A 21,732-nucleotide genomic window follows, 5' to 3' on the forward strand; every position below is an offset into this window, starting at 1 on the left:
GAATGCGGAATTCTAGAGCAACGAGGCCCGATGCCGAAGCTGGACCGCTATCTCTCGCGCGAATTCGCCCAGTCGGTGCTGGCCGCGTTCGTGGTCCTCGGCCTGATCAGCCTCGGTGGCGTCTTCGCGGACCTGCTCAGCGAGATCGCCCGCGGCCGCGTGCCCGCCGGCCTGATGCTCTCGCAGTTGGGCCTGCGCATCATCACGTTCCTGCCGATCCTGCTGCCCCTCGCGCTGATGCTGGGCATCCTGCTGGCCATGGGCCGGCTGTACCGGGATTCGGAAATGCCGGTACTGGCCTCCGTGGGCGTGGGCCCCAAGCGGCTGCTCCGGCCGCTGGCGGTGGTCGTCATCCCGATCGTGGTCGTCGTGGGCTTGTGTTCGTTGTGGCTGGGGCCGGCGGCCCTGCGCCTGGGCGAACGCATGATCTGGGACGCCAACCGCAACCTGGTGCTCACCGGCCTGGAGCCGGGGCGCTTCATCGCGCTGCCCAACAACGGCGGGGTCATCTATGTCGGCGGCATGTCGCAGGACGGGAAGACGTTCTCGCGCATGTTCGTGCACCGGGTGTCGGGCGACCGGATCGACGTGAGCACGTCGATGACCGGCGCGCTCACCGTCGATGCCGACGGCACGCGGTATCTCAAGCTCGATGACGGCTTCCGCGTCGAAGGTCCGTCCGGCGCCGGCCGCGACTATCGGCTGATGCGCTACGCCAGCAACGAGCTGCGCCTGCCCGACACCGAGGCCAAGCGCGCGAAGGACGACCCGGAACTCTCCTCGACGATCGAACTGCTGTCCGATCCGCGCCCCGGTGCCACCGCGCAGTTGCATTGGCGCATCGCGCCGCCGCTGTTGACGCTCGCCTTCGCGTTGATCGCCGTGCCGCTCGCGCGCAGCGCGCCGCGCCAGGCGCGTTACGGCAGCATCATGATCGCGTTCCTCGCGTATCTGGTCGGCATGTTCAGCACGGTGCTGGGCCGGCAGTGGATCGAAGCCGGGCGCGCGCCCGCGGCGCTCGGGTTGTGGTGGTTGCTGCTGCCGGTGCTCGCATTCGCTGCGTGGTTGTACCTGCGCGACGGCCGCATGCGTCGTCCGCGCATCGGGAGCGCTGCATGAAGCCCTTCCCGAAGGTCCACGATCTCTACATCGGTCGCGTCGTCCTGGGGTCGGTGCTCGTCACGTGGGCTGTCGTCACCGGCCTGGATCTCGTGCAGGCGTTGCTGCTCGGCGAGATCAAGGACATCGGCCAGGGCCAGTACGGCTTCGTCGAAGCGCTGACCTATGTCGCCTACACCGCGCCGCGCCGCGCGTACACCTTGTTCCCGACCGCGGCGGTCGTCGGTTCGCTGATGGGCCTGGGGCAACTGGCGGCGAGTTCCGAACTCACCGCGCTGCGCGCGCTGGGCCTGTCGCGCCGGCGTTTGAGCGGCGCGGTCGCGCTCGCACTCGCCGTGCTGACGCTGCTGATGGTGGTGAACGGTGAAACGCTCACGCCCTGGAGCCAGCGCAAGGCCGACCAGCTGAAAGCGCAGGCGCGTTCGAACAACGCGATCCTCGCCCAATATGCCGGGGTGTGGGCGCGCGAGGGCGACGTGTTCTTCAACGCGCTCAGTGGCCAGCAGCGCACCGCGAAGGGCGACCAGTGGCTCGAATTGAGCCACGTCAGCCTGTATCAGTTCGACGACGAGGGCCGTCTGTCCTCCATCGCGCAGGCCGCCATCGCCGAACATCGCCCGAGCGGTTGGCTCCTGCGCAACGTCACGCGCACGACGTTCGGCGCGACGTCGGTGACGCAACAAACGATTCCGGTGGAACGCTGGAAGACGAATCTCGACGACGCCGCGCTGGCGGCAAGCGTCACGCGCCCGCGCTATCTGCCTTCGCGCGATCTGGCGCAGAGCATCGATTACTTCAAGCGCAACGGGCTGGATTCGGGCGACTTCGAAGAAATCTATTGGGGCCGCTGGTTCTATCCGATCAACGTGCTGGCGTTGTGCCTGGCGGCGGTGCCGTTCGCCTTCGGTTCGCTCCGCAGCGGCGGCATGGGCAAGCGGTTGTTCATCGGCATCGTGTTCGCGCTGGGGTTCTGGATGTTGCAGACCCTGTTCGGCAATCTCGCGCAGGCGTTCCACTTCGACGTGCGGATCGCGATGTTCCTGCCGCTGGCGGTGATGTTCGGTGTGTCGGCGTTCCTGTTCCGTCGGCGAAGCGGTTGATGTGCTCCCTCCCCTGCACGCAGGGGAGGGCTGGGGTGGGGTTGCGTCGGTTCGCTGCGACCTGAGACCCCACGATTCGCGCTATGCGCGAATCACCCCCCTTGTGCGGGGGGTAGGGTCGGCGCGCGCTGCTTCGCATCGCGCAACATGCGTGTCTGGCTCGCGCGGTCGTGCCAGGTGAGGCGGTCGCGATCGATCCACGCCCACCAGAATCCGAGTCCCGCTGCGAGCAGGGACACCGATCCCATTGCGTAGCGGATCCACAGTGCGCGCCAGGTCGGTTTGCCGCCATCGGGCGTGGTGACGCGCAGGCGCCAGGGGCGCATGCCGAGGGTTTGGCCGCCGCGTCGCCAGCTCAGCACTCCATAGAGTCCCGCGATCGTCCAGCACACCAGCCACAGCAGCCATTGCAGGGGGCTGAAGGGTGGGATGTTCTGGTGCGTGTCGTGGTGGCCTACGTAGGTGTAGGCGAGGGTGAAAGCCAGGGACGCCAGGAACCACAGGGCGATTACGGGGAATGCGTCGTAGAGCAACGCGAATAGGCGCCAGAAGATCAGGGCTTTGGGTTTCTCTTCCGGGGGGATTTTGGTTTGCATCGATGAAGGATACCGGGGGGTGTGGGGGTGGCTCCACCAGAGGGGCGCAGCGGCGCGCCGCATTGAAGGCCACATTGCTCCGCAAGAGCTCAAGCTCCGCAATGTGGCCTTCAACGCGACGTCCACTGCGCGCTACTCGTCGGGTTGCTCGACAGCTGGTTATGGATGGTTGCGTTGTGCGTTGATGCATTCGCGCCTACAGCCAGCACACCCGACGGGCGGTGCCTTGCCCGTCGAGGACATCTTGTAGCCGAGCTCCGGTCGCGCGCTCTACTCGATGTCCTCTCTCGGGCATCGGCACCTTCGCGGCGATCTGTCAGAAAGGCAGCGCGCTCCGCTCTCAAAGATCGGCCAGTGCGAAGCTTGCTTCGCACCCTCCAATAAAAGCTCGGGCGCGTTGCCCTGATCGAAGCGACCCGCAAGGTGATGCCCCAGCGTTGATGGTTTCAACTTTTTTTCCCAAGAAAATTTGGAACCATCAACGTTCGGGCGGCGCGCCAATGATTTCGAAAGAAGTCGGATAAGCTGCGAAACATGCCGTCCTCCTCACCCTCCCAACGTCGCACGCTTGCCATGCAGCGCGGGCCCGTGCCTGAGGCGGATTCGCAGGCCATCGCTGAATTTCTCGATGCGCTGTGGGCGGAGTCGGGTGTGGCGCAGGCGACGTTGGAAAGTTATCGGCGCGATCTGGAAGGGTATGCGCGGTGGCGCGAGGGGCAGGGCGGTGGGTTGGCGGGGGCGGATCGTGCGGCCTTGTTCGATTATTTTGCAGAACGTACGCATGCGGGGTATTCGCCGCGCAGCAATTCGCGGTTGCTGTCGACGTTGCGTGCGTTCTACAACCATTGCGTGCGGCGGCAGGTGCGCGAGGATGATCCGACGGCGTTGATCGATCCGCCGCGGTTGCCGCGTTCGTTGCCGAAGGCGTTGTCGGAAACGGATATCGATGCGTTGCTCAATGCGCCGGACATCGACGATGCGATCGGGTTGCGGGATCGTGCGATGTTCGAGTTGATGTATGCGTGCGGGTTGCGCGTGAGTGAGTTGTGCAATTTGCCGTCGACCGGGCTCAATTTGCGCCAGGGCGTGTTGCGCGTGATGGGCAAGGGCAGCAAGGAGCGCATGGTGCCGCTGGGCGAAGAAGCGCAGCACTGGTTGCAGCGTTATCTCACCGAGTCGCGGCCGAAGATCGCGGGCAAGCGAGCGCTCGCGCCGTTGTTCCTCGAACACAGTGGCGAAGCGCCGTCGCGGCAGCGGTTCTGGGGGTTGGTGAAGCAGTACGCGGCGGCCGCGGGCATCGACCCGCGTCGCATCAGCCCGCACGGGCTGCGCCACAGTTTCGCCACGCACCTGCTCAACCGCGGTGCCGACCTGCGCGCGCTGCAGCTCCTGCTCGGCCACAGTTCGCTGTCCACGACACAGATCTACACGCTGGTGGCGCGCGAACATTTGCAGAAACTGCACGCCAAACACCATCCGCGCGGGTGAATGCGCCCGGCGTTGGCCGATCCGTGACCAGCGGTACTGGCCCTTCAGGAGCGTCGTGCCATGATCCCGCCGCCCCCTTCCTGGATCGTTCGATGATGCGTTTCGCCGCCGGCCTGCTTTGCGTTGCCCTCAGCCTGTCCGCCTGTGCGCAGGAGGGCCCGCCGGCCGTCGCCGCCAAGCCGGGCGCCAAGGCGACCAAGGCCCCCAACGCCATCGAACCCTTCATCCGTTCCGGCACGCCCGAGGCCCGGGCGCGCGACGCGATCCGCCGCATCAACGACCAGGTGACGATCGAATGGGTCGGCGCCGCGCCGTTCCCGGGGTTCCGCCAGATCGTGGTCGGCGGCCAGGTGGTCTACGTCAGCGACGACGGCAAGTACCTGATGCAGGGGCAGGTCTTCGACACCTTCACCGACACCAACATGGGCGACGCGCCGCTGAACGCCGTGCGCCGCAAGCTGATGGCCACGATCCCCAAGGCCGACCGCATCGTCTTCTCGCCGCCGAATCCCAAGTACACCGTCAGCGTCTTCACCGACGTCGAATGCGGGTTCTGCCGCAAGTTCCACAGCGAAATCGCCGAGATCAACCGCCAGGGCATCGCGGTGGAATACCTCGCGTTCCCGCGCATGGGCCTGGGCAGCCCCGATTTCCAGAAGATGGTTTCGGTGTGGTGCGCGCCCGACCGGCGCCGCGCGCTGACCGACGCCAAGAACGACCGCCCCGTGAAGAACGTCAACTGCACCAACCCGGTGACGATGGAATACGACGTCGGCCGCCGCGCGGGCCTGACGGGCACGCCGATGATCGTCGCGGCCGATGGCACCGCGCTCGGCGGCTACCTCCCGCCGGAGAAGCTGCGGGCCGCGCTGGACCAGCTCGCGGCCGGCAAGGCGGTCGGGCGGTCGAACGCAACCGAACCGGCGGCCGGCCGGGGCGGGGCCGGGAGCCGCTGACCGGTTAGAATGCCGGGCCCGTTCCCACGGTTCCGTCCCAGATGATCGTCCTCGAGGGCCTGCCGGCCCTTTCGCCGTTCCGACGTGAACGGCTCGAAGCGCGCCTCCGGGCGCTGGCACCCGCGCTCCGCATCGCCGGCGCCTGGTTCACGTATTGGGTCGAGCCTGCGAACGGCGAGGCACGCGTCGATCGCGACGCCCTCCATCGCATCCTCGAAGCCGGCGACACGCAGGCGCCACGCGCCGACGGCGCGGTCTCGCGCTACGTGCTGCCGCGCCTGGGCACGATCTCGCCATGGGCGAGCAAGGCGACCGAGCTGCTGCACGGCGCCAATCTCCCGATCAAGCGCGTCGAACGCGGCCTGCGCCTGGACATCGCGGGCTGGCCCGACGATCCCGCCACGCAAACGGCGCTCGCGCGCTTGCTGCACGACCCGATGACGCAATCGCTCGTCGCCGAACGCAACGCGGGCGCGGCGATGTTCGCAACGCCCGAGCGCGCCTCGCTCGAAGTCGTGCCCGTCGCCACGCTCGATGCCGCCAACGCGCGCCTGGGCCTGGCGCTGGCGCAGGACGAAATCGACTACCTGCGCTATCGCTACACCGAATTGGCGCGCGATCCGCACGACGTCGAACTGATGATGTTCGCGCAGGCGAACTCCGAGCATTGCCGCCACAAGATCTTCAACGCCTCGTGGACCATCGACGGGCGCGAGATGACGAACAACGGGCAGAACGTCTCGTTGTTCAAGATGATCAAGCACACGCACGCGCGCACGCCGGAACACACGCTGTCGGCGTACAGCGACAACGCGGCAGTGATGGAAGGCGCGGACAACGTCTCGCGCTTCCGCCCCGATCCGCAGACGCACGAATATCGCAGCGAACCGGCGCAGCCCGGCGCGTTCTGCATCAAGGTCGAAACGCACAACCATCCGACGGCGATCTCGCCGTTCCCCGGTGCGTCCACCGGCGCCGGCGGTGAAATCCGCGACGAAGGCGCCACCGGTCGCGGCGGCCGCCCGAAGGCGGGCCTCGCCGGTTTCTCGGTCTCGCACCTGCGCATCCCGACCTTGCCGCAACCGTGGGAAGCGCCGCGCGCGCTGAATCCGCGCATGGCGCCCGCGCTGGAAATCATGACCGACGGCCCGCTCGGCGCCGCGGCATTCAACAACGAATTCGGTCGTCCGAACCTCAACGGCTATTTCCGCAGCTTCGAACTCGGCGAAGGCGACGGCCTGGTCCGCGCGTACGACAAGCCGATCATGCTCGCCGGTGGCCTGGGCGCGATGGATCGCGACATGGTCGCCAAGCGCGCGCTCTCGCCCGGCGACGCGGTGATCGTGCTCGGTGGTCCCGCGATGTTGATCGGCCTGGGCGGCGGCGCCGCGAGTTCGGTGGCGTCGGGCGAAAGCGCCGAAGACCTCGACTTCGCGTCCGTACAGCGCGACAACCCGGAGATGGAGCGCCGCGCGCAGGAAGTGCTCGACCGTTGCGTCGCGCTCGGCGCCGACAATCCGATCCTGTCGGTGCACGACGTGGGCGCGGGCGGTTTGTCGAACGCGATTCCCGAATTGCTGCACGATTCGGGCGTCGGCGGCGTGATCGACCTGGATCGCATTCCGACCGACGATCCCACGCTTTCGCCGATGCAGTTGTGGTGCAACGAATCGCAGGAACGCTACGTGCTCGGCATCGCGCCGGAGCGCGTCGCGGAATTCGCCGCGCTTTGCTTGCGCGAGCGTTGCCCGTTCGCCGTCGTCGGCCACGCCACGGCGGAAGAACGCCTGGTCGTTGCGCATGGCGCCACGATCCAACAGTTGCCCGACGATCGCGCGATCGACCTGCCGATGGACGTGTTGTTCGGCAAGCCGCCGAAGATGCACCGCGACACGTCCACGCCGCCTGCGCCGCGTTGGCCGGAACTGTCGACCAATTCGCTCGATCTCAACGACGCCGGTTTGCGTGTGCTCGCGCATCCGACCGTCGCCTCCAAGCAATTCCTGATCACCATCGGTGACCGCACCGTCGGTGGCCTCACCGCGCGCGATCAGATGGTCGGTCCATGGCAGATGCCGGTCGCCGATTGCGCGATCACGCTCGCCGATTACGCGGGCTTCGGTGGCGAAGCGATGGCGATCGGCGAACGCTCGCCGCTGGCGTTGCTCGACGCCGCCGCCGCCGCGCGCATGGCCGTGGGCGAGGCGATCACCAACCTGTGCGCCGCGCCCGTCGCGTCGCTCGATCGCATCAAGCTCTCCGCGAACTGGATGGCGGCCGCCGGTCACGCCGGCGAAGACGCGAAGTTGTTCGACGCCGTGCGCGCGGTCGGCATGGAACTCGCGCCCGAACTCGACCTCAGCATTCCGGTCGGCAAGGACTCGCTGTCGATGCAGGCGCAGTGGACCAGCGATGGCGTTGCGCACAAATCCGTGTCGCCGGTGTCGCTGATCATTTCCGCGTTCGCGCCCGTCGACGACGTGCGCCAGCAGCTCACGCCGCTGCTCGTGCGCGAAGCCGACAGCGAGGTGTGGCTGATCGGCCTGGGCGGCGGCAAGCAGCGCCTGGGTGGATCGATCCTCGCGCAGACGCATCCGGCCGCCGGTGTCGGCGCTTCCGCGGCGTTGCCCGCGTTCGCCGGTCCGGTGCCCGATCTCGACGATCCGCAACGCCTGCGCGCATTCTTCGAATTGATCCGCGACGCGCGCGAAGCGGGCCTGCTGCAGGCGTACCACGATCGTTCAGACGGCGGCGCGTTCGCGGCGTTGTGCGAAATGGCGTTCGCTTCGCACCTGGGCCTGGACATCTCGCTCGACAACTGGGGCGAGGATCCGTTCCGCACGCTGTTCAACGAAGAACTCGGCGCGCTGGTGCAGATCCATGCGGAGGATCGCGCGGAGTTCGCCGATCTCGTCGCGCGCCATGGCCTGATCGATTGCGCGCAGCGCATCGCGCGCCCGACGACGGCGCCGACGGTCCGCGTCCTGCGCGAAGGCGCCGTGCTCACCGAATGGCGCTGGGATGCGCTGTTCGACGCCTGGTGGTCGGTCACGCACGCGATGCAACGCCTGCGCGACAACCCCGAGTGCGCCGATGAAGAACAAGCCACCGCGCGCCGTTTCGACGCGCCGGGTTTGCAGCCGCGCCTGACCTTCGAACCGGCCGACGACATCGCCGCGCCGTACATCAACGTCGGTGCGCGTCCGCGCGTGGCGATCCTGCGCGAGCAGGGCGTCAACAGCCAGGTCGAGACCGCGTACGGGTTCGACCGCGCGGGTTTCGCCGCCGTCGACGTGCACATGAGCGATCTCATCGCCGGCCGCGCGACGCTGGAGGACTTCAAGGGCTTCGTCGCCTGCGGTGGTTTCAGCTACGGCGACGTGCTGGGCGCCGGCCGCGGCTGGGCGACTTCGGTGCTCGAACGTCCGGAGATGCGCGAGCAGTTCGCGCGCTTCTTCGCACGCGCGGACAGCTTCGCGCTCGGCGTGTGCAACGGTTGCCAAATGCTCGCGCAGCTCAAGCCGATCATCCCGGGCGCCGAACACTGGCCGCGCTTCCTGCGCAATCGCAGCGAACAGTACGAAGCGCGCCTGGCGCTGCTCGAAGTGTTCGACTCGCCGTCGCTGTTCCTGCAGGGCATGGCGGGTGCGCGCATCCCGGTCGCGGTGGCGCATGGCGAAGGCCGTGCGGCGTTCGCGAACGAGGGCGATGCGAAGAAGGCGTTGATCGCGCTGCGCTACGTCGATGGCGACGGCAAGACGGCGACTTTGTATCCGGCCAACCCCAACGGCTCGCCCGATGCCATCGCCGGCCTGACGTCCACCGACGGCCGCGTGACCATCCTGATGCCGCACCCCGAACGCACGCTGCGCACGGCGAATTACAGCTGGGCCCCGCGCGGTTGGGGCGACGACGGTCCGTGGATGCGGATCTTCCGGAATGCGAGGAAATGGGTGGGGTAAGGGCGGCATTTCCCCGACCGACCCCCTACGCGGCGTCTGCTAGAGTCAGGCGATCATGAATGCCATCGTCGAAACATTCGATTCACGGCCCGACCCGGGCAGCATCGAGGCCGCGGCGGACGACCGCATCGTCGCCGCCCTCGTCGAGCGCGGCCGGCTGAAGGACGCCGACCTCGCCCGCGCACGCCGCCTGCAGGAAGAAACCGGCGGCAGCCTGCTCGGGCTGCTCGCGCGCCTGGGCCTGGTGTCCGAACGCGACCACGCCGAAACCGCGTCCGCCGTCCTCGGCCTGCCGCTGGTGAGCGCGAAGGACGCGCCCGAGTTGCCCCCCGAATCGGTGGTGCTCTCGACGAAGTTCATGAAGCAATTCCACGTCGTGCCGATCGCCGAACGCGACAACCTGGTCGACGTGCTGATCGCCGATCCCCAGGATATCTACGCACTCGACGCCGTGCGCCTGGCCACCGGCCGCGACGTGCGTCCGAGCATCGCGCTGCGTTCGGAAATCGACGACCTCATCGAACGCTGGCACGGCCAGGGCCGCAGCGCGATGGGTGCGATCGTCGAAACGGCCGAAGGCGAAACGGGCGACATGGACGATGTCGAGCACCTGCGCGATCTCGCGTCCGAAGCACCCGTCATCCGTTTGGTGAACCTGATCATCCAGCGTGCGGTCGAACTGCGCGCGTCGGACATCCACATCGAGCCGTTCGAGAACCGCCTGAAGGTGCGTTACCGCGTCGACGGCGTGCTCGAGGAATCGGAAAGCCCGCCGGCCAACCTCACCGCCGCGATCATCAGCCGCATCAAGATCATGGCGAAGCTCAACATCGCCGAACGCCGCCTGCCGCAGGACGGCCGCATCATGCTGCGCGTGCAGGGCAAGGAACTCGACCTGCGCGTAAGCACCATGCCGACCTCGCACGGCGAGAGCGTGGTGATGCGACTGCTCGATCGCGAGACCGTCGTGCTCGACTTCGAGCGCCTGGGTTTCACCGACGAATTCCTGCCGCAGTTCCAGCACGTGCTCGAACAACCGCACGGCATCATGCTGGTCACGGGCCCGACCGGTTCGGGCAAGACCACCACGCTGTACACCGCGCTGAGCAAGCTCAATACCAGCGACGTCAAGATCATCACCGTCGAAGATCCGGTCGAATACCAGATCGAAGGCATCAACCAGATCCAGGCCAAGCCGCAGATCGGGCTCGACTTCGCCAACGCGTTGCGGTCGATCGTGCGACAGGACCCGGACATCATCATGATCGGCGAAATGCGCGACCTGGAAACCGCGCGCATCGCGATCCAGTCCGCGCTCACCGGCCACCTCGTGCTCTCCACGCTGCACACCAACAACGCGGCCGGCGGCATCACGCGCTTGCTGGACATGGGCGTGGAGGATTACCTGCTGACCTCGACGGTCAACGGCATCCTCGCGCAGCGTCTCGTGCGCCGCCTGCACACGGAAAGCGCGGAGCGCTATCGCGCCTCGCCCGAAGAAATCGAGAAGTTCAGCCTGCGCAAGTACGAGCGCGATGGCGACATATATCTGTATCGCCCGAAGCCTTCCGAATATTCGCCATCGGGTTACCTCGGGCGCACGACGATCATGGAGTTCCTCGTGATGAACGACGAACTCCGTCGCGCCGTCATGCGCCACGCCGGCATGGGCGAGCTCGAACAACTCGCGCGCCAGTCCGGCATGCGCACGATGTACGAGGACGGCATCGTCAAGGCCCTACAGGGCGTCACCACCATCGAAGAAGTCCTGCGCGTCACCGAAGACGCATAAGCCCCCATGCCCCTTTTCCGCTACAAGGCGCTCAACGCACGCGGTGAACTGCTCGACGGCCAGATGGAGGCCGCGACCGCGGGCGAAGTGGCCGTGCGCCTGCAGGAGCAGGGGCACCTGCCGGTCGAAACGCGGCTGGCGTCCGAAGGCGGCGGCGAATCGGCGTGGCGCGCGTTGTTCAAGTCCAAGCCCTTCGCGGGCGAACGGCTCGTGCAGTTCACGCAACAGCTCGCGACCTTGCTCGGTGCGGGCCAGCCGCTCGATCGCGCGCTGACGATCCTGCTGGAATTGCCGGAAGACGAAGCGGCCAAGCGCACCATCGCCGACATCCGCGATGCGGTGCGCGGCGGCAGCGCGTTGTCGACGGCATTGGAGCGACAGCACGGCACGTTCTCGCGGTTGTACGTCAACATGGTCCGCGCGGGCGAAGCCGGCGGCACGCTGCACGAAACGCTGCAACGCCTGGGCGAATATCTCGAACGCAGCCGCGCATTGCGCGGGCGCGTGGTCAACGCGCTGATCTACCCGGCGATCCTGCTGCTCGTCGTCGGTGGCGCGCTGTTGTTCCTGCTCGGTTACGTGGTGCCGCAGTTCTCGGCGATGTACGCCAGCCTCGATGCGGAACTGCCGTGGTTCTCGAAGATGGTGCTGGGCCTGGGCCTGTTCGTGCGCGACTGGTGGATCGTGATAGTGGTCCTGCCGGCGCTCGCGCTGTGGTGGTTCGACCGCAAGCGGCGCGATCCGGCCTTCCGCGCGCGCTTCGACGAATGGCTGCTCGGCAAGAAGATCGTCGGCCCGCTGATCGCGCGGCTGGAAACCGCACGTTTGGCGCGCACGCTCGGCACGCTGCTGCGCAATGGTGTCCCGCTGCTGACCGCGCTGGGCATCGCGCGCAACGTGATGGGGAACCTCATGCTCCAGGCGGATGTCGAATCCGCCGCCAACGACGTGAAGAGCGGCGTCGGCCTGTCCACGGCGCTCGGCAAGGGCAAGCGGTTTCCCCGCCTGGCCTTGCAGATGATCCAGGTGGGCGAGGAATCCGGCGCGCTCGACACCCTGTTGCTGAAGACCGCCGACACGTTCGAAGCCGAAACGGGACAGGCGCTGGACCGCATGCTGGCCGCACTCGTCCCCGTCATCACGCTGGTGCTCACCGCCGTCGTCGGCGTGGTGATCATGGCCGTGCTGATGCCCATCTACGACCTCACCAACGCCATCGGATGACCCTCATGAACCGAAACCTCAGGATCCCGGCCGCACGCGCCGCGCAATCGGGCTTCAGCCTGATCGAGATCATCATCGTGGTCGTGCTCATCGGCGGCATCGTCGCCTTCGCCGCCACGCGCATCCTCGGCGGCGGCGACCGCGCCAAGGTCAACCTCGCCAAGGCGCAGGTGCAGACCATCGCCGAGAAAGTGCAGCAGTACGAACAGGACACCGGCACGCTGCCGCCTTCGCTCAACGATCTCGTGCAGAGCGACGCGAGCGGTTGGCTCGGCCCCTACGCCAAGACCGGCGAGCTCAACGACCCCTGGAACCATCCCTTCGTCTACAAGACTCCCGGCGAAGGCAAGGCCTTCGACCTGATGAGCCTGGGCAAGGATGGCAAGCCGGGCGGCACGAGCGTCGACGGCGACATCGCGTTCGAATAACCGCATGCGCCCGGTCGCGTTACCGCGCGGCTTCACGCTGCTCGAAGTGCTGATGGTGCTGGTGCTGATCGCAGCGGCCAGCGCGCTCGCGGCCGCGGCCATCACCGGCGGCTTTTCCGGCATGCGCCTGCGCGCCGATGCGAAAGAGATCGCCGCGCAGTTGCGCTACACGCGTGCGCAGGCGATTTCCACCGGGGAGCCGCAACGCTTCCTGATCGATCCGGCCGCGCACACGTGGCTCGCGCCGAACGATCGCGCCGGCACGATCGACAAAAAGTTCGGCATCACCTTCACCGGCGCGCGCGAAGTGAAACCTGCGAACGGCATCGGCGGCATCGTGTTCTTCGCCGACGGCGCGTCCACGGGCGGCCGCGTGCAACTCAGCCAGAAAAGCGCGGCGTGGAATATCGATGTCGCGTGGCTCACGGGCGAAGTCAAAGTGCGTCCGGGTGAGGTGCAGCGATGAACCTGCGTCGGCGCGCCGCGGGTTTCACGCTGATCGAAGTGATCCTCGCCTTCGCGTTGCTCGCGTTGGGGTTGACGATCCTGCTCGGCATTCTTTCCGGCGCGACCAAACAGGTGCGCTGGGCCGACGATGCAGGACGCGCGGCGATGCACGCGCAGTCGCTGATCGCGCAGCAGGGCGTCGGCGCGCCGCTCGAACAAGGGCACAAGGAAGGCGATTTCGAACAGGGGCGTTATCGCTGGACGCTCGACATCGAGCCGTGGCGCGACCCGAGCCTGGTCTCCGACAACCCGCAGCCGCAGGATCCGACCGCCTCGAAGATGTACGCGATCGACCTGCAGGTGCAGTGGGGCGACGGCACGCCGCGCAATCGCTTGCGGATCCGCACGCTGCGCCTGGTCGCGCCGACCTTGCAGGGAGGCATCTGATGCAGCGGCAGCGCGGCTTCTCGCTCATCGAAGTGTTGCTCGCGACGATGTTGCTTGCCGCGGGCCTCGCGCTCGCGTTCGCGTCCCTGCGCGCCGCGACCGCGACCGCCGCGCGCGGCGAAACCATCGCGCAACGCAACGAACACATGCGCGCGGTCGAGTTGTTCCTGCGTCGTCGCATCAGCGGTGCGCGTCCCGTGCAATTCGGCCTCAACCAGGACACGGGCATGCCGCGGCGTTTCGAAGGCGATGCCACGCACATGCGCTTCGTCGCCGACCTGCCCGATTACCTCGGACGCGGCGGGCCGTATTTGCACGAACTCACCCTGGTCGACGGGGAGGGCGGCCCACGCCTCGAAGTCACGTTCACCCTCGTGCTCGCAGGCGAAACGAAATCGGAAACGCCGCCGCGCGAACCCGAATTGCTCGCAGGTCCGTTGCGCGAAGCGACGTTCCGCTATCGCGCGATGAAAGCCGACAACACGATCGGCGATTGGCAGGACCAGTGGATCGCCGGCGATCGCCTGCCGGTGCAGGTCGAAATCACGCTGCAGGACGCCGATGGCCGCGCGTGGCCGCCGATGGTGATGACGCTGCCGCTCGCGGCGGGTTACGTGGGGTCTTCACTATGAGTGCGCAGCGCACGCAACGCGGTGTCGCGCTGCTGCTGGTGCTGTGGCTGATCGCGTTGCTCACCGCGTTGATCGGCGCGTTCGCGCTGACGGCGAAGATCGAAGGCCTGCAGGGCCGCGTGTTGCACCGCGGCGTGATGGCCGAGGAAGTGGCGCGCGCGGGGATGGAATACGCGCTGACCCGCGTCACCGAACCCGACCCGCGCCGCCAGTGGCGGCCCGATGGGCGCGACTACGACTGGACGTTCGCCGACGCCGACGTGCAGATCGCGCTGACTGACGAAAACGGGAAGATCGATCTGAACCAGGCGGACCTGGCCTTGCTCGCCGCGTTGTTCCAGCAGCAGGGCGCGATGTCGATGGAAGATGCGCGCAAACTCGCCGCCGCCGTGATGGACTGGCGCGACCCCGACCTGCTGACGCAACCCGAAGGCGGCGCCGAAGATCCCGACTACGCCGCGGCCGAACGCCCGTACGGCGCGAAGGACGCGCCCTTCGAAAGCGTCGCCGAACTCGAACAGGTGCTGGGCATGACGCCCGCGCTGTACGCGAAGATCGCGCCGGACCTGACGGTGTTCAGCGGCCGAACGCGCCCGGACCCGGCCTTCGCCTCGGCCCCGGTGCTGCGGGCGATGGGCCTGGACCCGGAGCCGACGATCGCGCGCCGTCGCGCATGGGATCCGTCCTCCGGGCAACCCGCGCCCGTGCTGGAAGGCGGCGAGCCTTTAGTGAGCAGCGGCAGCGGCACGTATAGTATCGACAGCCGTGCACGGCTTCGCGATGGACGCGAAGCGAGGCTGCGCGTCGTGGTGCGTGCGGGGGGTAACGGCCTGCCGGGCTCCGCGTACACGCCGCTGCGCTGGGAGGAGGGAGCATCGCCGCGATGAATGCACTGCGCGACCGTATCGGCCGCATCCAGACGCGTGTCCTGCCGGGCGCGGGTGGATGGCTGTCGTGGTGGTCGCGCGCGCTCGCCGCGTGGTTGCCCGTGCGCTGGCGTGCCGCGCTCGGCCTCGGGCGCGATCGCCTGCTGCTCTCGCAGGATGCCGGCACCGGCGAAGATGCACTGCAGGTGCGCCTGCAGACCGGTGATGTCGACGCCGCCGCCATCCGCGACATCGGCCGCCTGCCCGCGGGCGAAGACCTCGGCATCGACGCCGATCCGCTCGCCACCGTGCTCGCGCCTTCGATCGTCGACCTGCCGCGCTGGCTCGTGATGCCCGCCGCCTCCGGTTTGCGCCGTCGCCTCACGCTGCCCTCCGCCGCGGCCGAACGCCTGCGCGACGTGGTGTCCTTCGAAATCGATCGGCAGACGCCGTTCACCGCCGAGACCGCCGCGTTCGATGCGCGCATCCTCGGTCGTCGTGCGAGCGACGGCCAACTCGACGTCGAACTCGTCGCCGTCCCGCTCACCGCCATCCAGCCGCGCATGGCCGCGCTCGGTGGCATCCAGTCGACGCTCGCGGGCATCGACCTGTCCGACAACAACGGCGTGCCGCTCGGCGTGAACCTGTTGCCGCCGGCGCAACGCCGTCATCGCGCCGATCCGCTCGCACGCTGGAACTGGGTGTTCGGCGCCGTCGCGTTGCTCGCGCTCGCCCTGGCGCTGTGGCAGATCCTCGAAAACCGCCGCGCGGCCGCGGATGCCTTCGAAACCCAAGTCTCTGCGCAGTCCGCGAAGGCGCGCACCGCTTCGCAGCGTCGCCAGGAACTCGTCGACATGGTCGAAGGCCAGGCCTATCTCGACCAGATGCGCCGCGGCCGCCCGAGCGCGATCGAAGTGATCGACGAACTCACGCGCCGCCTGCCCGACACGACCTACATGGAAAAGGTCGCCATCGAAAACGACAAGCTCACGCTGATCGGATTGAGCAGCGAAGCCTCCTCGCTCGTGCAGCGCCTGGAAGGCTCGCCGCTGTGGCGCGCACCCGCGCTCACCGGCGCGCTGCAACCCGATCCGCGTTCGGGCCGCGATCGCTTCACGCTGACGGCCGACCTCGTGGTCGTGCAACCCACCGTGCAGAACGTGCAGAACAAGCAGGAGACCACGCCCCGTGGCGCCGGCAACGACTGACCGCGATCGCTGGCTCGCGCTCGGCCTGCTGGTGGCCGCGCTCGCACTGGCGTATTTCGTGCTGCTGCATCCTTGGTGGACGGTGCCGATGATGGATACCGAAGACCGCATCGCGGGCCTGCAAGCGCGCGAGCTGCGCGTGCGCACGCAGTTGGCGCAGGCGCCGGCGGTCGAACGTCGTCTCGTGCAGGTGCGCCAGGCCTTGCGCGGTCGCCCCGGTTTTCTGCCCGAAGCCACGCCGGAATTGGCGACCGCAGGCCTCGTGCAACGCCTCGAAGCCGTCGTCGCGCAGGCGAGCCCCGGCAACCGGAGTTGTGCAATCACCAATCGCTCGCCCCTGTCCGAACAACGCCCGGCCGAACGCTTCGTGCGTGTCACGGTGCAGGTGCGCCTGCGTTGCGGCACCGGCGAACTGGCGAGCGCGCTGCACGCGCTGGAAAGCGGCAGCCCGCGCGTGTTCGTCGAAAACCTCAACATCCTCGCGCAGCGTTACTTCTACATGCCGGGGCAGGGCAAGGCGCAAAGCGGCGGGCTCGACGTGAGCTTCGATTTGTACGGTTACATCGCGCCGCGCGCGCCCGGACGCACCGCGCGCGCCGCCGCGCCGCCGCCGCCGCAGGCGCAACCGGAACTGCAGCCGGAAGACGCACCGCAGCCGATGACGGGAGGCAACGTCGATGCGACTGAGTGACGCCGGCCCCCGCACCTGGTTGCTCGCCACCCTCGCCGGTTGGGCGTTGCTCGCGTGGGTGCTCGCACTCGTGGGCATGGGCGGGCGCATCGGCAAGTTGTCCGACGATCCCTCGCTGTTGCGCGCGTTGCCGGATGTGCCGAAGGCGCAACCCGAGCGTATCGGCCCCATCGCGCAGTACGCCGAAACCGCGCAACGTCCGCTGTTCTCCGAAGATCGCCGCCCGCAACCGTTCTCGCTGCAACCGCAGGGCGACGACAGCGAGGCGCAGCAATTCGAATTCGCGCTCACCAGCGTGCTGATCACGCCGCAACTGCAGATGGCGATCATCACGCCCACCAACGGCGGCCAGCCGATCCGCATGAAGCAGGACGAAGCGCCGGCCGAAGCGCAGGGCTGGCGCCTGGTGTCGCTGGAACCGCGCGCGGCCACCTTCGTCGGCCCGCAGGGCGAAAAGCGCATGGAACTGCGCACCTTCGACGGCAAGGGCGGCGTGTCGCCGACCAATCCCGTGCCGCCGCCCCAGATCAACATGGACGAACCGCTGGACACGGCCTCCGCGCCGCCGCCCCCGCCGCCGCCCGCCGCCGTGACCAACGCCAACGCGGCGCCGCAGCAGACCGGTTCGACGCTCGAGGACGCCCCGATGACGCCCGAACAACAGATGGACGCGATCCGTCGCCGCATCGAGCAACGTCGCGCGCAATTGCGCGAGGAAGCGCAGCAACAAAATACCCAGAAGACTCCGGCGAAATGAGCAGAGAGCGAGCCATGACGACTGATCGATCCAAACTCGCGACGCTCGCGATCACCGCCTTTCTCGTGGCGTTGGCCGGGTGTACCTCGCAACCGGTGGCCACGATCCGCAAGGACGGCGACCGCACCGTGCCGGTGATCCAGTCGAACCTGCCGCGCCCGCAGATGGACACCACGACCGGCACGACCACCACGCCCGTCGGCGAAACGCCACCCGCCACCGACGGCACGCCGTCCGCGCAGCTCAAGCGCGGCAGCGGCGAGGTCATCAACAGCAGCGCGGCGAGCGCGCCGCCGCCGAACCTGGGTGGCAGCTCCGGCGCGGCGACGTTCAATTTCGAAGGCGAATCGCTGCACGCGGTGGTGAAGGCGATCCTCGGCGACATGCTCGGCCAGAACTATGTCATCGCGCCGGGCGTGCAGGGCACCGTGACGCTGGCCACGCCGCGGCCGGTGAGCCCGGCGCAGGCGATGTCGCTGCTCGAACAGGTACTGGGCTGGAACAACGCGCGCATGGTGTACGCCGACGGGCGCTACAACATCGTCGCCGCCGACGCCGCGCTCGCGGGCACGGTCGCACCGCGCACCGGTTCGCCCGCGCTCGCGCGCGGTTACGAGGCGCGCGTGGTGCCGCTGCGTTTCATCTCCGCCGAGGAAATGAAGAAGGTGCTGACGCCCTACGCGCGCGCCAACGCGATCATCACCACGGATAACTCGCGCAACGTCATCACCATCGGCGGCACGCGCGCCGAACTCGAAAACTACATGCGGACGATCGAGATCTTCGACGTCGACTGGTTGAAGGGCATGTCGGTGGGCGTGTTCCCGCTCAAGTCCGGCAAGGCCAGCAAGGTCGTCGGCGATCTCGAAAAAGTGTTCGGCGAATCGAGCAAGTCGCCGGTGGCCGGCATGTTCCGCTTCATGCCGCTCGACGGCGCGAACGCGGTGCTGGTGATCACCTCGCAGCCGCGTTATCTCGACGAAATCCAGTCGTGGCTCGACCGCATCGAAGGCGCGGGCGGCGAAGTGCAGCTGTTCTCCTACGAGCTGAAGTACGTCAAGGCGAAGGACCTGGCCGATCGCCTCGCGCAGGTGTTCGGTAGCGGCAGTCGCGGCGGTGGGGAGAGCAGCGGTTCGCCCTCGCTGATGCCGGGGCTGGAGTCGACGGAAATCAAGGACGCCGGCGTGGGCGACGACGGCACGAGCAACGCCACGATCGGCGGCGACTCGGGCGGCAGTAGCCTGGGCGAAGGCATGTCCCTCAACCCGCGCAGCGGCGGCAGCAACGGCGCGGTCACGCTGCAGGTCAACGGCGACACGGTCGGCGTTGCCGCGGTCGACGAGACCAACACGCTGCTGGTGCGCGCGAACGCGGGCGCGTGGACGTCGATTCGCGACGTGATCGAACGCCTCGACACGATGCCGCTGCAGGTGCACATCGAGGCGCAGGTCGCCGAGGTGAAGCTCGAAGGCAACCTGCGCTACGGCGTGAACTGGTACTTCGAGAATGCGATTCCCGATCCGACCCTGCGCGCCCTCGCGCTCGGCCGTTCGATCTGGGGTTCGACCGCGGGCAGCGCGGGCGGGCTCGCCACCGACGGCGACGGCAACGTGACCGGCGGATTGTCGGCCACCTTCCTCGGCCCGAACGCGATGGCGGTGATCAACGCGCTGGACCGCGTCACCGACGTCAACCTGCTGCAGACGCCGTCGGTCGTCGTGCGCAACAACGCCGAGGCGACGTTCAACGTCGGCAGCCGCATCCCGATCCAGCCGGTGAGCGTGAACACCGGCACGTCCGATCCGACCAACACCATCAGCCAGGTGCAGTACCTCGACACCGGCACGATCCTGAAGGTGCGCCCGCGCATCACGAAGGACGGCATGGTGTTCCTGGACCTGGTGCAGGAAGTCAGCACGCCGGGCCCGATCGCGGCCGACGCGCAGGGCAACGTGCGCATCGACACGCGCCGCCTGAAGACCGAAGCCGCCATCCTGAGCGGTGAGACCGTCATGCTGGCCGGCCTGATCCAGGATCAGCGAGACAAGGGCTCCTCCGGTGTTCCGGGGCTGAGCCGCATTCCCTGGATCGGCGGCCTGTTCGGCACGCAGAGCACCATCACCACGCGCACCGAAGTCATCGTGTTGCTGACGGCGACGATCATCCGCAACCCGCAGGAAGCACGCGATCTCACCGACGAGTACGGCCAGAAATTCCGCGCGCTGGAGCCGCTGTATCGCAAGTAAGGCGAGGGTAAGATCGGCTCCAGGGGTATCACGGAGCCAGGAATGACCAATGCGGCGGCGCCCATCGTCGTCCTGCCGGTGTCGGTCGACGATGTCGCGCTCGATGCGTGCCTCGCCGCGGTCGACGCCGGCACGCAGCCGGGTACGCGCGTGTGGCTCGCCGACGACGCGCGCGCCGGTCCGCGCGAGCACGCCGTGATCCAGGGTTGGCTCGCGCGCACGCCGATGCAGGCGCACTACACGCGTCGGCAGCGCATGGTCGGCGACGTCGCGCATCTGGATGAAGTGCTCGGCGCCTGCGGTGATTCCGATGTCGTCGTGCTCGCGCCCGATGCGCAACCCGCGCCCGGGTGGCTCACGCAACTCACCGCCTGCCTCGCGCGCGATTCGGCGATCGCCACCGCCACGCCCTGGTGCAACGCCGGCGAAGTCGCCGCGTGGCCGCGCGTGGGCGAGATCGACCCGATGCCCGCCGATCTCGAACGCCTCGCGCGCGCATGCGCCGCGATGGCACCGATGCATCCCGAACTGCCCGCCGCCGTCGGCCACGCCGTGTTGTTGCGCGGCCGCGCGCGCCAACGCGCGGGCGGCCTGGATGCCGCGAGCTATGGCTCGTGGATGGCGGCGTTGATCGATCTGTCGCTGCGCCTGTCGGGCCTGGGCTGGCGCAACGCGCTGTGCGAAACCGCGTTCGTCGCGCGCCCGGGCGAAGGCTTTCCGTTCGACGGCGACATGGACGCGCTCGCCGTGCGCTGGCCTGCGTGGCACGCGCGCCTGGCGCAATTCCTCATGGGCGATCCCTTGCGCCACGTGCGCGAAGAACTCACGGCGAAACTCGCGGTCGTCGGGCCGCCGGCGCCGCAGCGGGAGTTGTTCGCATGACCGACGGCGACATCGCAGTGGTCGTGGTCGCGCACGAAAGCGCGGACACGCTCGACGATTGCCTCCTGCGCCTGCGCCACGCGACCGGCGTCGGCCAGATCCGCATCATCGACAACGGCTCGCGCGACGGCACGCTGCAGATCATGCAACGCCACGCCGCCGCCGATGCGCGCGTGCGCTTCGTCGCCAATCCCGACAACCCCGGCTTCGCCACCGCCTGCAACCAGGGCGCGGCCGAATGCGACGGCCCGTGGCTGGCCTTCGTCAATCCCGATTGCCTCGTCGAATCCGACACGCTTTCGCGCCTGCGCGAGGCCGCCGAAGACCTCGGCGGCGCGGCGATCGTCGGCGCCGATCAAGTGGACACGAGCGGCGAGCGCGATCCGGCAACACGACGCCGCGATCCGGATTTCGCCGCGATGCTGCATTCGCCGTCGAACGCCAACCTCGGCGTGCCGATGGATGCCGGTGAACCCTTGCAACGCGTGGAAGCGATTTCCGGCGCATTGATGTTGCTGCCGCGCGCGTTGTTCGAACGCTTGCAGGGCTTCGATGCCGGCTACCGCCTGCATGCCGAAGACCTCGATCTGTGCCGCCGTGCGCGTGCGCTCGGCGCGACCGTGGCCGTCGCCAACGACGTGCAGGTCGTGCACGTGCGCGGGGTGTCGTCGCGCGCGCGGCCGGTGTTCGTCGAATGGCACAAGCACCGCGGGTTCTGGCGGTACTTCAGCAAGTTCGAAGCGTCGCAACGCTCGATGTTGCAGCGCCTCGGCGTGTTCTCGCTGATCTGGGCACGCTTCCCGTTCGCGACCGCGCGCGCGGTGTGGCGCGCGCTGAGCAGCTGATCGCGGAAGTCCGGCGCTGCGCGCGCATCGCACGCGCGCAACGCCG

Annotated in this window: 19 protein-coding genes; 18 read left to right on the plus strand and 1 reads right to left on the minus strand. The window is 68.0% G+C overall.

What is annotated here, in order from left to right; all coding sequences use genetic code 11:
- Nucleotides 1–30: 30 nt before the first annotated feature.
- Together lptF and lptG are read left to right on the plus strand one after the other, a co-directional pair.
- Entirely contained in the window at nt 31–1,119 is a 1,089-nt protein-coding gene (lptF, locus tag GN331_RS05975; protein ID WP_156640942.1) for an LPS export ABC transporter permease LptF, read from the plus strand.
- Nucleotides 1,116–2,219 (plus strand): LPS export ABC transporter permease LptG, encoded by a 1,104-nt coding sequence (lptG, locus tag GN331_RS05980; RefSeq protein ID WP_156640943.1) that lies wholly within the window; start codon nt 1,116–1,118, stop codon nt 2,217–2,219. Before lptF ends, lptG begins: the two co-directional genes overlap by 4 nt.
- A gap of 92 nt (nt 2,220–2,311) precedes the next feature.
- Here the strand turns inward: lptG and GN331_RS05985 are convergent, their stop codons facing one another.
- A complete protein-coding gene (locus GN331_RS05985; RefSeq protein ID WP_156640945.1) occupies nt 2,312–2,815 on the minus strand; it encodes an RDD family protein in 504 nt (167 codons plus the stop codon).
- A gap of 534 nt (nt 2,816–3,349) precedes the next feature.
- Between GN331_RS05985 and xerD the strand changes: the two genes are divergently transcribed.
- The 16 genes from xerD to GN331_RS06065 all read left to right on the plus strand — a co-directional run bounded on the left by xerD (nt 3,350) and on the right by GN331_RS06065 (nt 21,686).
- On the plus strand, nt 3,350–4,303 hold the full coding sequence (gene xerD, locus GN331_RS05990) for a site-specific tyrosine recombinase XerD (protein WP_156640947.1): 954 nt from the start codon (nt 3,350–3,352) through the stop codon (nt 4,301–4,303).
- Nucleotides 4,304–4,395: 92 nt separating this feature from the next.
- A complete protein-coding gene (locus GN331_RS05995; protein ID WP_156640949.1) occupies nt 4,396–5,259 on the plus strand; it encodes a DsbC family protein in 864 nt (287 codons plus the stop codon).
- A gap of 41 nt (nt 5,260–5,300) precedes the next feature.
- Nucleotides 5,301–9,221: a phosphoribosylformylglycinamidine synthase gene (gene purL, locus GN331_RS06000; RefSeq protein ID WP_156640951.1), complete on the plus strand. Its 3,921-nt coding sequence runs from the start codon at nt 5,301–5,303 to the stop codon at nt 9,219–9,221.
- A gap of 55 nt (nt 9,222–9,276) precedes the next feature.
- Nucleotides 9,277–11,013, plus strand: a complete 1,737-nt coding sequence (gene gspE / locus GN331_RS06005; protein WP_156640953.1) for a type II secretion system ATPase GspE — start codon at nt 9,277–9,279, stop codon at nt 11,011–11,013.
- Between the two features lie 6 nt (nt 11,014–11,019).
- Nucleotides 11,020–12,237 (plus strand): type II secretion system protein XpsF, encoded by a 1,218-nt coding sequence (gene xpsF, locus GN331_RS06010; RefSeq protein ID WP_156640955.1) that lies wholly within the window; start codon nt 11,020–11,022, stop codon nt 12,235–12,237.
- Nucleotides 12,234–12,665 carry a type II secretion system protein GspG gene (locus tag GN331_RS06015; protein WP_197427018.1) on the plus strand — a complete coding sequence of 144 codons (432 nt, stop codon included), beginning with the start codon at nt 12,234–12,236 and terminating at the stop codon, nt 12,663–12,665. Before xpsF ends, GN331_RS06015 begins: the two co-directional genes overlap by 4 nt.
- A gap of 4 nt (nt 12,666–12,669) precedes the next feature.
- Nucleotides 12,670–13,131, plus strand: coding sequence for a type II secretion system protein XpsH (gene xpsH, locus GN331_RS06020; protein WP_156640959.1), 462 nt, complete (start codon nt 12,670–12,672; stop codon nt 13,129–13,131).
- A complete protein-coding gene (gene xpsI, locus GN331_RS06025) occupies nt 13,128–13,559 on the plus strand; it encodes a type II secretion system protein XpsI (protein ID WP_156640961.1) in 432 nt (143 codons plus the stop codon). Before xpsH ends, xpsI begins: the two co-directional genes overlap by 4 nt.
- A complete protein-coding gene (locus tag GN331_RS06030) occupies nt 13,559–14,191 on the plus strand; it encodes a prepilin-type N-terminal cleavage/methylation domain-containing protein (RefSeq protein ID WP_156640963.1) in 633 nt (210 codons plus the stop codon). The genes xpsI and GN331_RS06030 overlap by 1 nt, the downstream gene beginning before the upstream one ends.
- Nucleotides 14,188–15,078, plus strand: coding sequence for a type II secretion system minor pseudopilin (locus GN331_RS06035; RefSeq protein WP_156640965.1), 891 nt, complete (start codon nt 14,188–14,190; stop codon nt 15,076–15,078). Before GN331_RS06030 ends, GN331_RS06035 begins: the two co-directional genes overlap by 4 nt.
- Entirely contained in the window at nt 15,075–16,265 is a 1,191-nt protein-coding gene (locus GN331_RS06040; RefSeq protein WP_156640967.1) for a PilN domain-containing protein, read from the plus strand. The genes GN331_RS06035 and GN331_RS06040 overlap by 4 nt, the downstream gene beginning before the upstream one ends.
- A complete protein-coding gene (gene gspM / locus GN331_RS06045; protein WP_331713375.1) occupies nt 16,246–16,956 on the plus strand; it encodes a type II secretion system protein GspM in 711 nt (236 codons plus the stop codon). The genes GN331_RS06040 and gspM overlap by 20 nt, the downstream gene beginning before the upstream one ends.
- Nucleotides 16,943–17,713: a general secretion pathway protein GspN gene (locus tag GN331_RS06050; RefSeq protein ID WP_156640969.1), complete on the plus strand. Its 771-nt coding sequence runs from the start codon at nt 16,943–16,945 to the stop codon at nt 17,711–17,713. Before gspM ends, GN331_RS06050 begins: the two co-directional genes overlap by 14 nt.
- A gap of 14 nt (nt 17,714–17,727) precedes the next feature.
- Nucleotides 17,728–19,959, plus strand: a complete 2,232-nt coding sequence (gene gspD / locus GN331_RS06055) for a type II secretion system secretin GspD (RefSeq protein ID WP_156640971.1) — start codon at nt 17,728–17,730, stop codon at nt 19,957–19,959.
- A gap of 42 nt (nt 19,960–20,001) precedes the next feature.
- On the plus strand, nt 20,002–20,841 hold the full coding sequence (locus GN331_RS06060) for a glycosyltransferase (protein WP_156640973.1): 840 nt from the start codon (nt 20,002–20,004) through the stop codon (nt 20,839–20,841).
- The gene (locus tag GN331_RS06065) at nt 20,838–21,686 is read left to right on the plus strand and encodes a glycosyltransferase family 2 protein (protein WP_156640975.1); all 849 of its coding nucleotides are present in this window, start codon (nt 20,838–20,840) and stop codon (nt 21,684–21,686) included. The genes GN331_RS06060 and GN331_RS06065 overlap by 4 nt, the downstream gene beginning before the upstream one ends.
- Nucleotides 21,687–21,732: the final 46 nt, after the last annotated feature.

Source organism: Noviluteimonas gilva, from assembly GCF_009740395.1.
In the GTDB taxonomy this organism is placed as follows: Bacteria; Pseudomonadota; Gammaproteobacteria; order Xanthomonadales; family Xanthomonadaceae; genus Noviluteimonas; species Noviluteimonas gilva.

Bases quoted from the DNA above. Each gene is read 5' to 3' on its own strand.
- lptF (WP_156640942.1), top strand. From the start codon at position 31: ATGCCGAAGCTGGACCGCTATCTCTCGCGCGAATTCGCCCAGTCGGTG.
- lptG (WP_156640943.1), top strand. From the start codon at position 1,116: ATGAAGCCCTTCCCGAAGGTCCACGATCTCTACATCGGTCGCGTCGTC.
- GN331_RS05985 (WP_156640945.1), bottom strand. From the start codon at position 2,815: ATGCAAACCAAAATCCCCCCGGAAGAGAAACCCAAAGCCCTGATCTTC.
- xerD (WP_156640947.1), top strand. From the start codon at position 3,350: ATGCCGTCCTCCTCACCCTCCCAACGTCGCACGCTTGCCATGCAGCGC.
- GN331_RS05995 (WP_156640949.1), top strand. From the start codon at position 4,396: ATGATGCGTTTCGCCGCCGGCCTGCTTTGCGTTGCCCTCAGCCTGTCC.
- purL (WP_156640951.1), top strand. From the start codon at position 5,301: ATGATCGTCCTCGAGGGCCTGCCGGCCCTTTCGCCGTTCCGACGTGAA.
- gspE (WP_156640953.1), top strand. From the start codon at position 9,277: ATGAATGCCATCGTCGAAACATTCGATTCACGGCCCGACCCGGGCAGC.
- xpsF (WP_156640955.1), top strand. From the start codon at position 11,020: ATGCCCCTTTTCCGCTACAAGGCGCTCAACGCACGCGGTGAACTGCTC.
- GN331_RS06015 (WP_197427018.1), top strand. From the start codon at position 12,234: ATGACCCTCATGAACCGAAACCTCAGGATCCCGGCCGCACGCGCCGCG.
- xpsH (WP_156640959.1), top strand. From the start codon at position 12,670: ATGCGCCCGGTCGCGTTACCGCGCGGCTTCACGCTGCTCGAAGTGCTG.
- xpsI (WP_156640961.1), top strand. From the start codon at position 13,128: ATGAACCTGCGTCGGCGCGCCGCGGGTTTCACGCTGATCGAAGTGATC.
- GN331_RS06030 (WP_156640963.1), top strand. From the start codon at position 13,559: ATGCAGCGGCAGCGCGGCTTCTCGCTCATCGAAGTGTTGCTCGCGACG.
- GN331_RS06035 (WP_156640965.1), top strand. From the start codon at position 14,188: ATGAGTGCGCAGCGCACGCAACGCGGTGTCGCGCTGCTGCTGGTGCTG.
- GN331_RS06040 (WP_156640967.1), top strand. From the start codon at position 15,075: ATGAATGCACTGCGCGACCGTATCGGCCGCATCCAGACGCGTGTCCTG.
- GN331_RS06050 (WP_156640969.1), top strand. From the start codon at position 16,943: ATGCGACTGAGTGACGCCGGCCCCCGCACCTGGTTGCTCGCCACCCTC.
- gspD (WP_156640971.1), top strand. From the start codon at position 17,728: ATGACGACTGATCGATCCAAACTCGCGACGCTCGCGATCACCGCCTTT.
- GN331_RS06060 (WP_156640973.1), top strand. From the start codon at position 20,002: ATGACCAATGCGGCGGCGCCCATCGTCGTCCTGCCGGTGTCGGTCGAC.
- GN331_RS06065 (WP_156640975.1), top strand. From the start codon at position 20,838: ATGACCGACGGCGACATCGCAGTGGTCGTGGTCGCGCACGAAAGCGCG.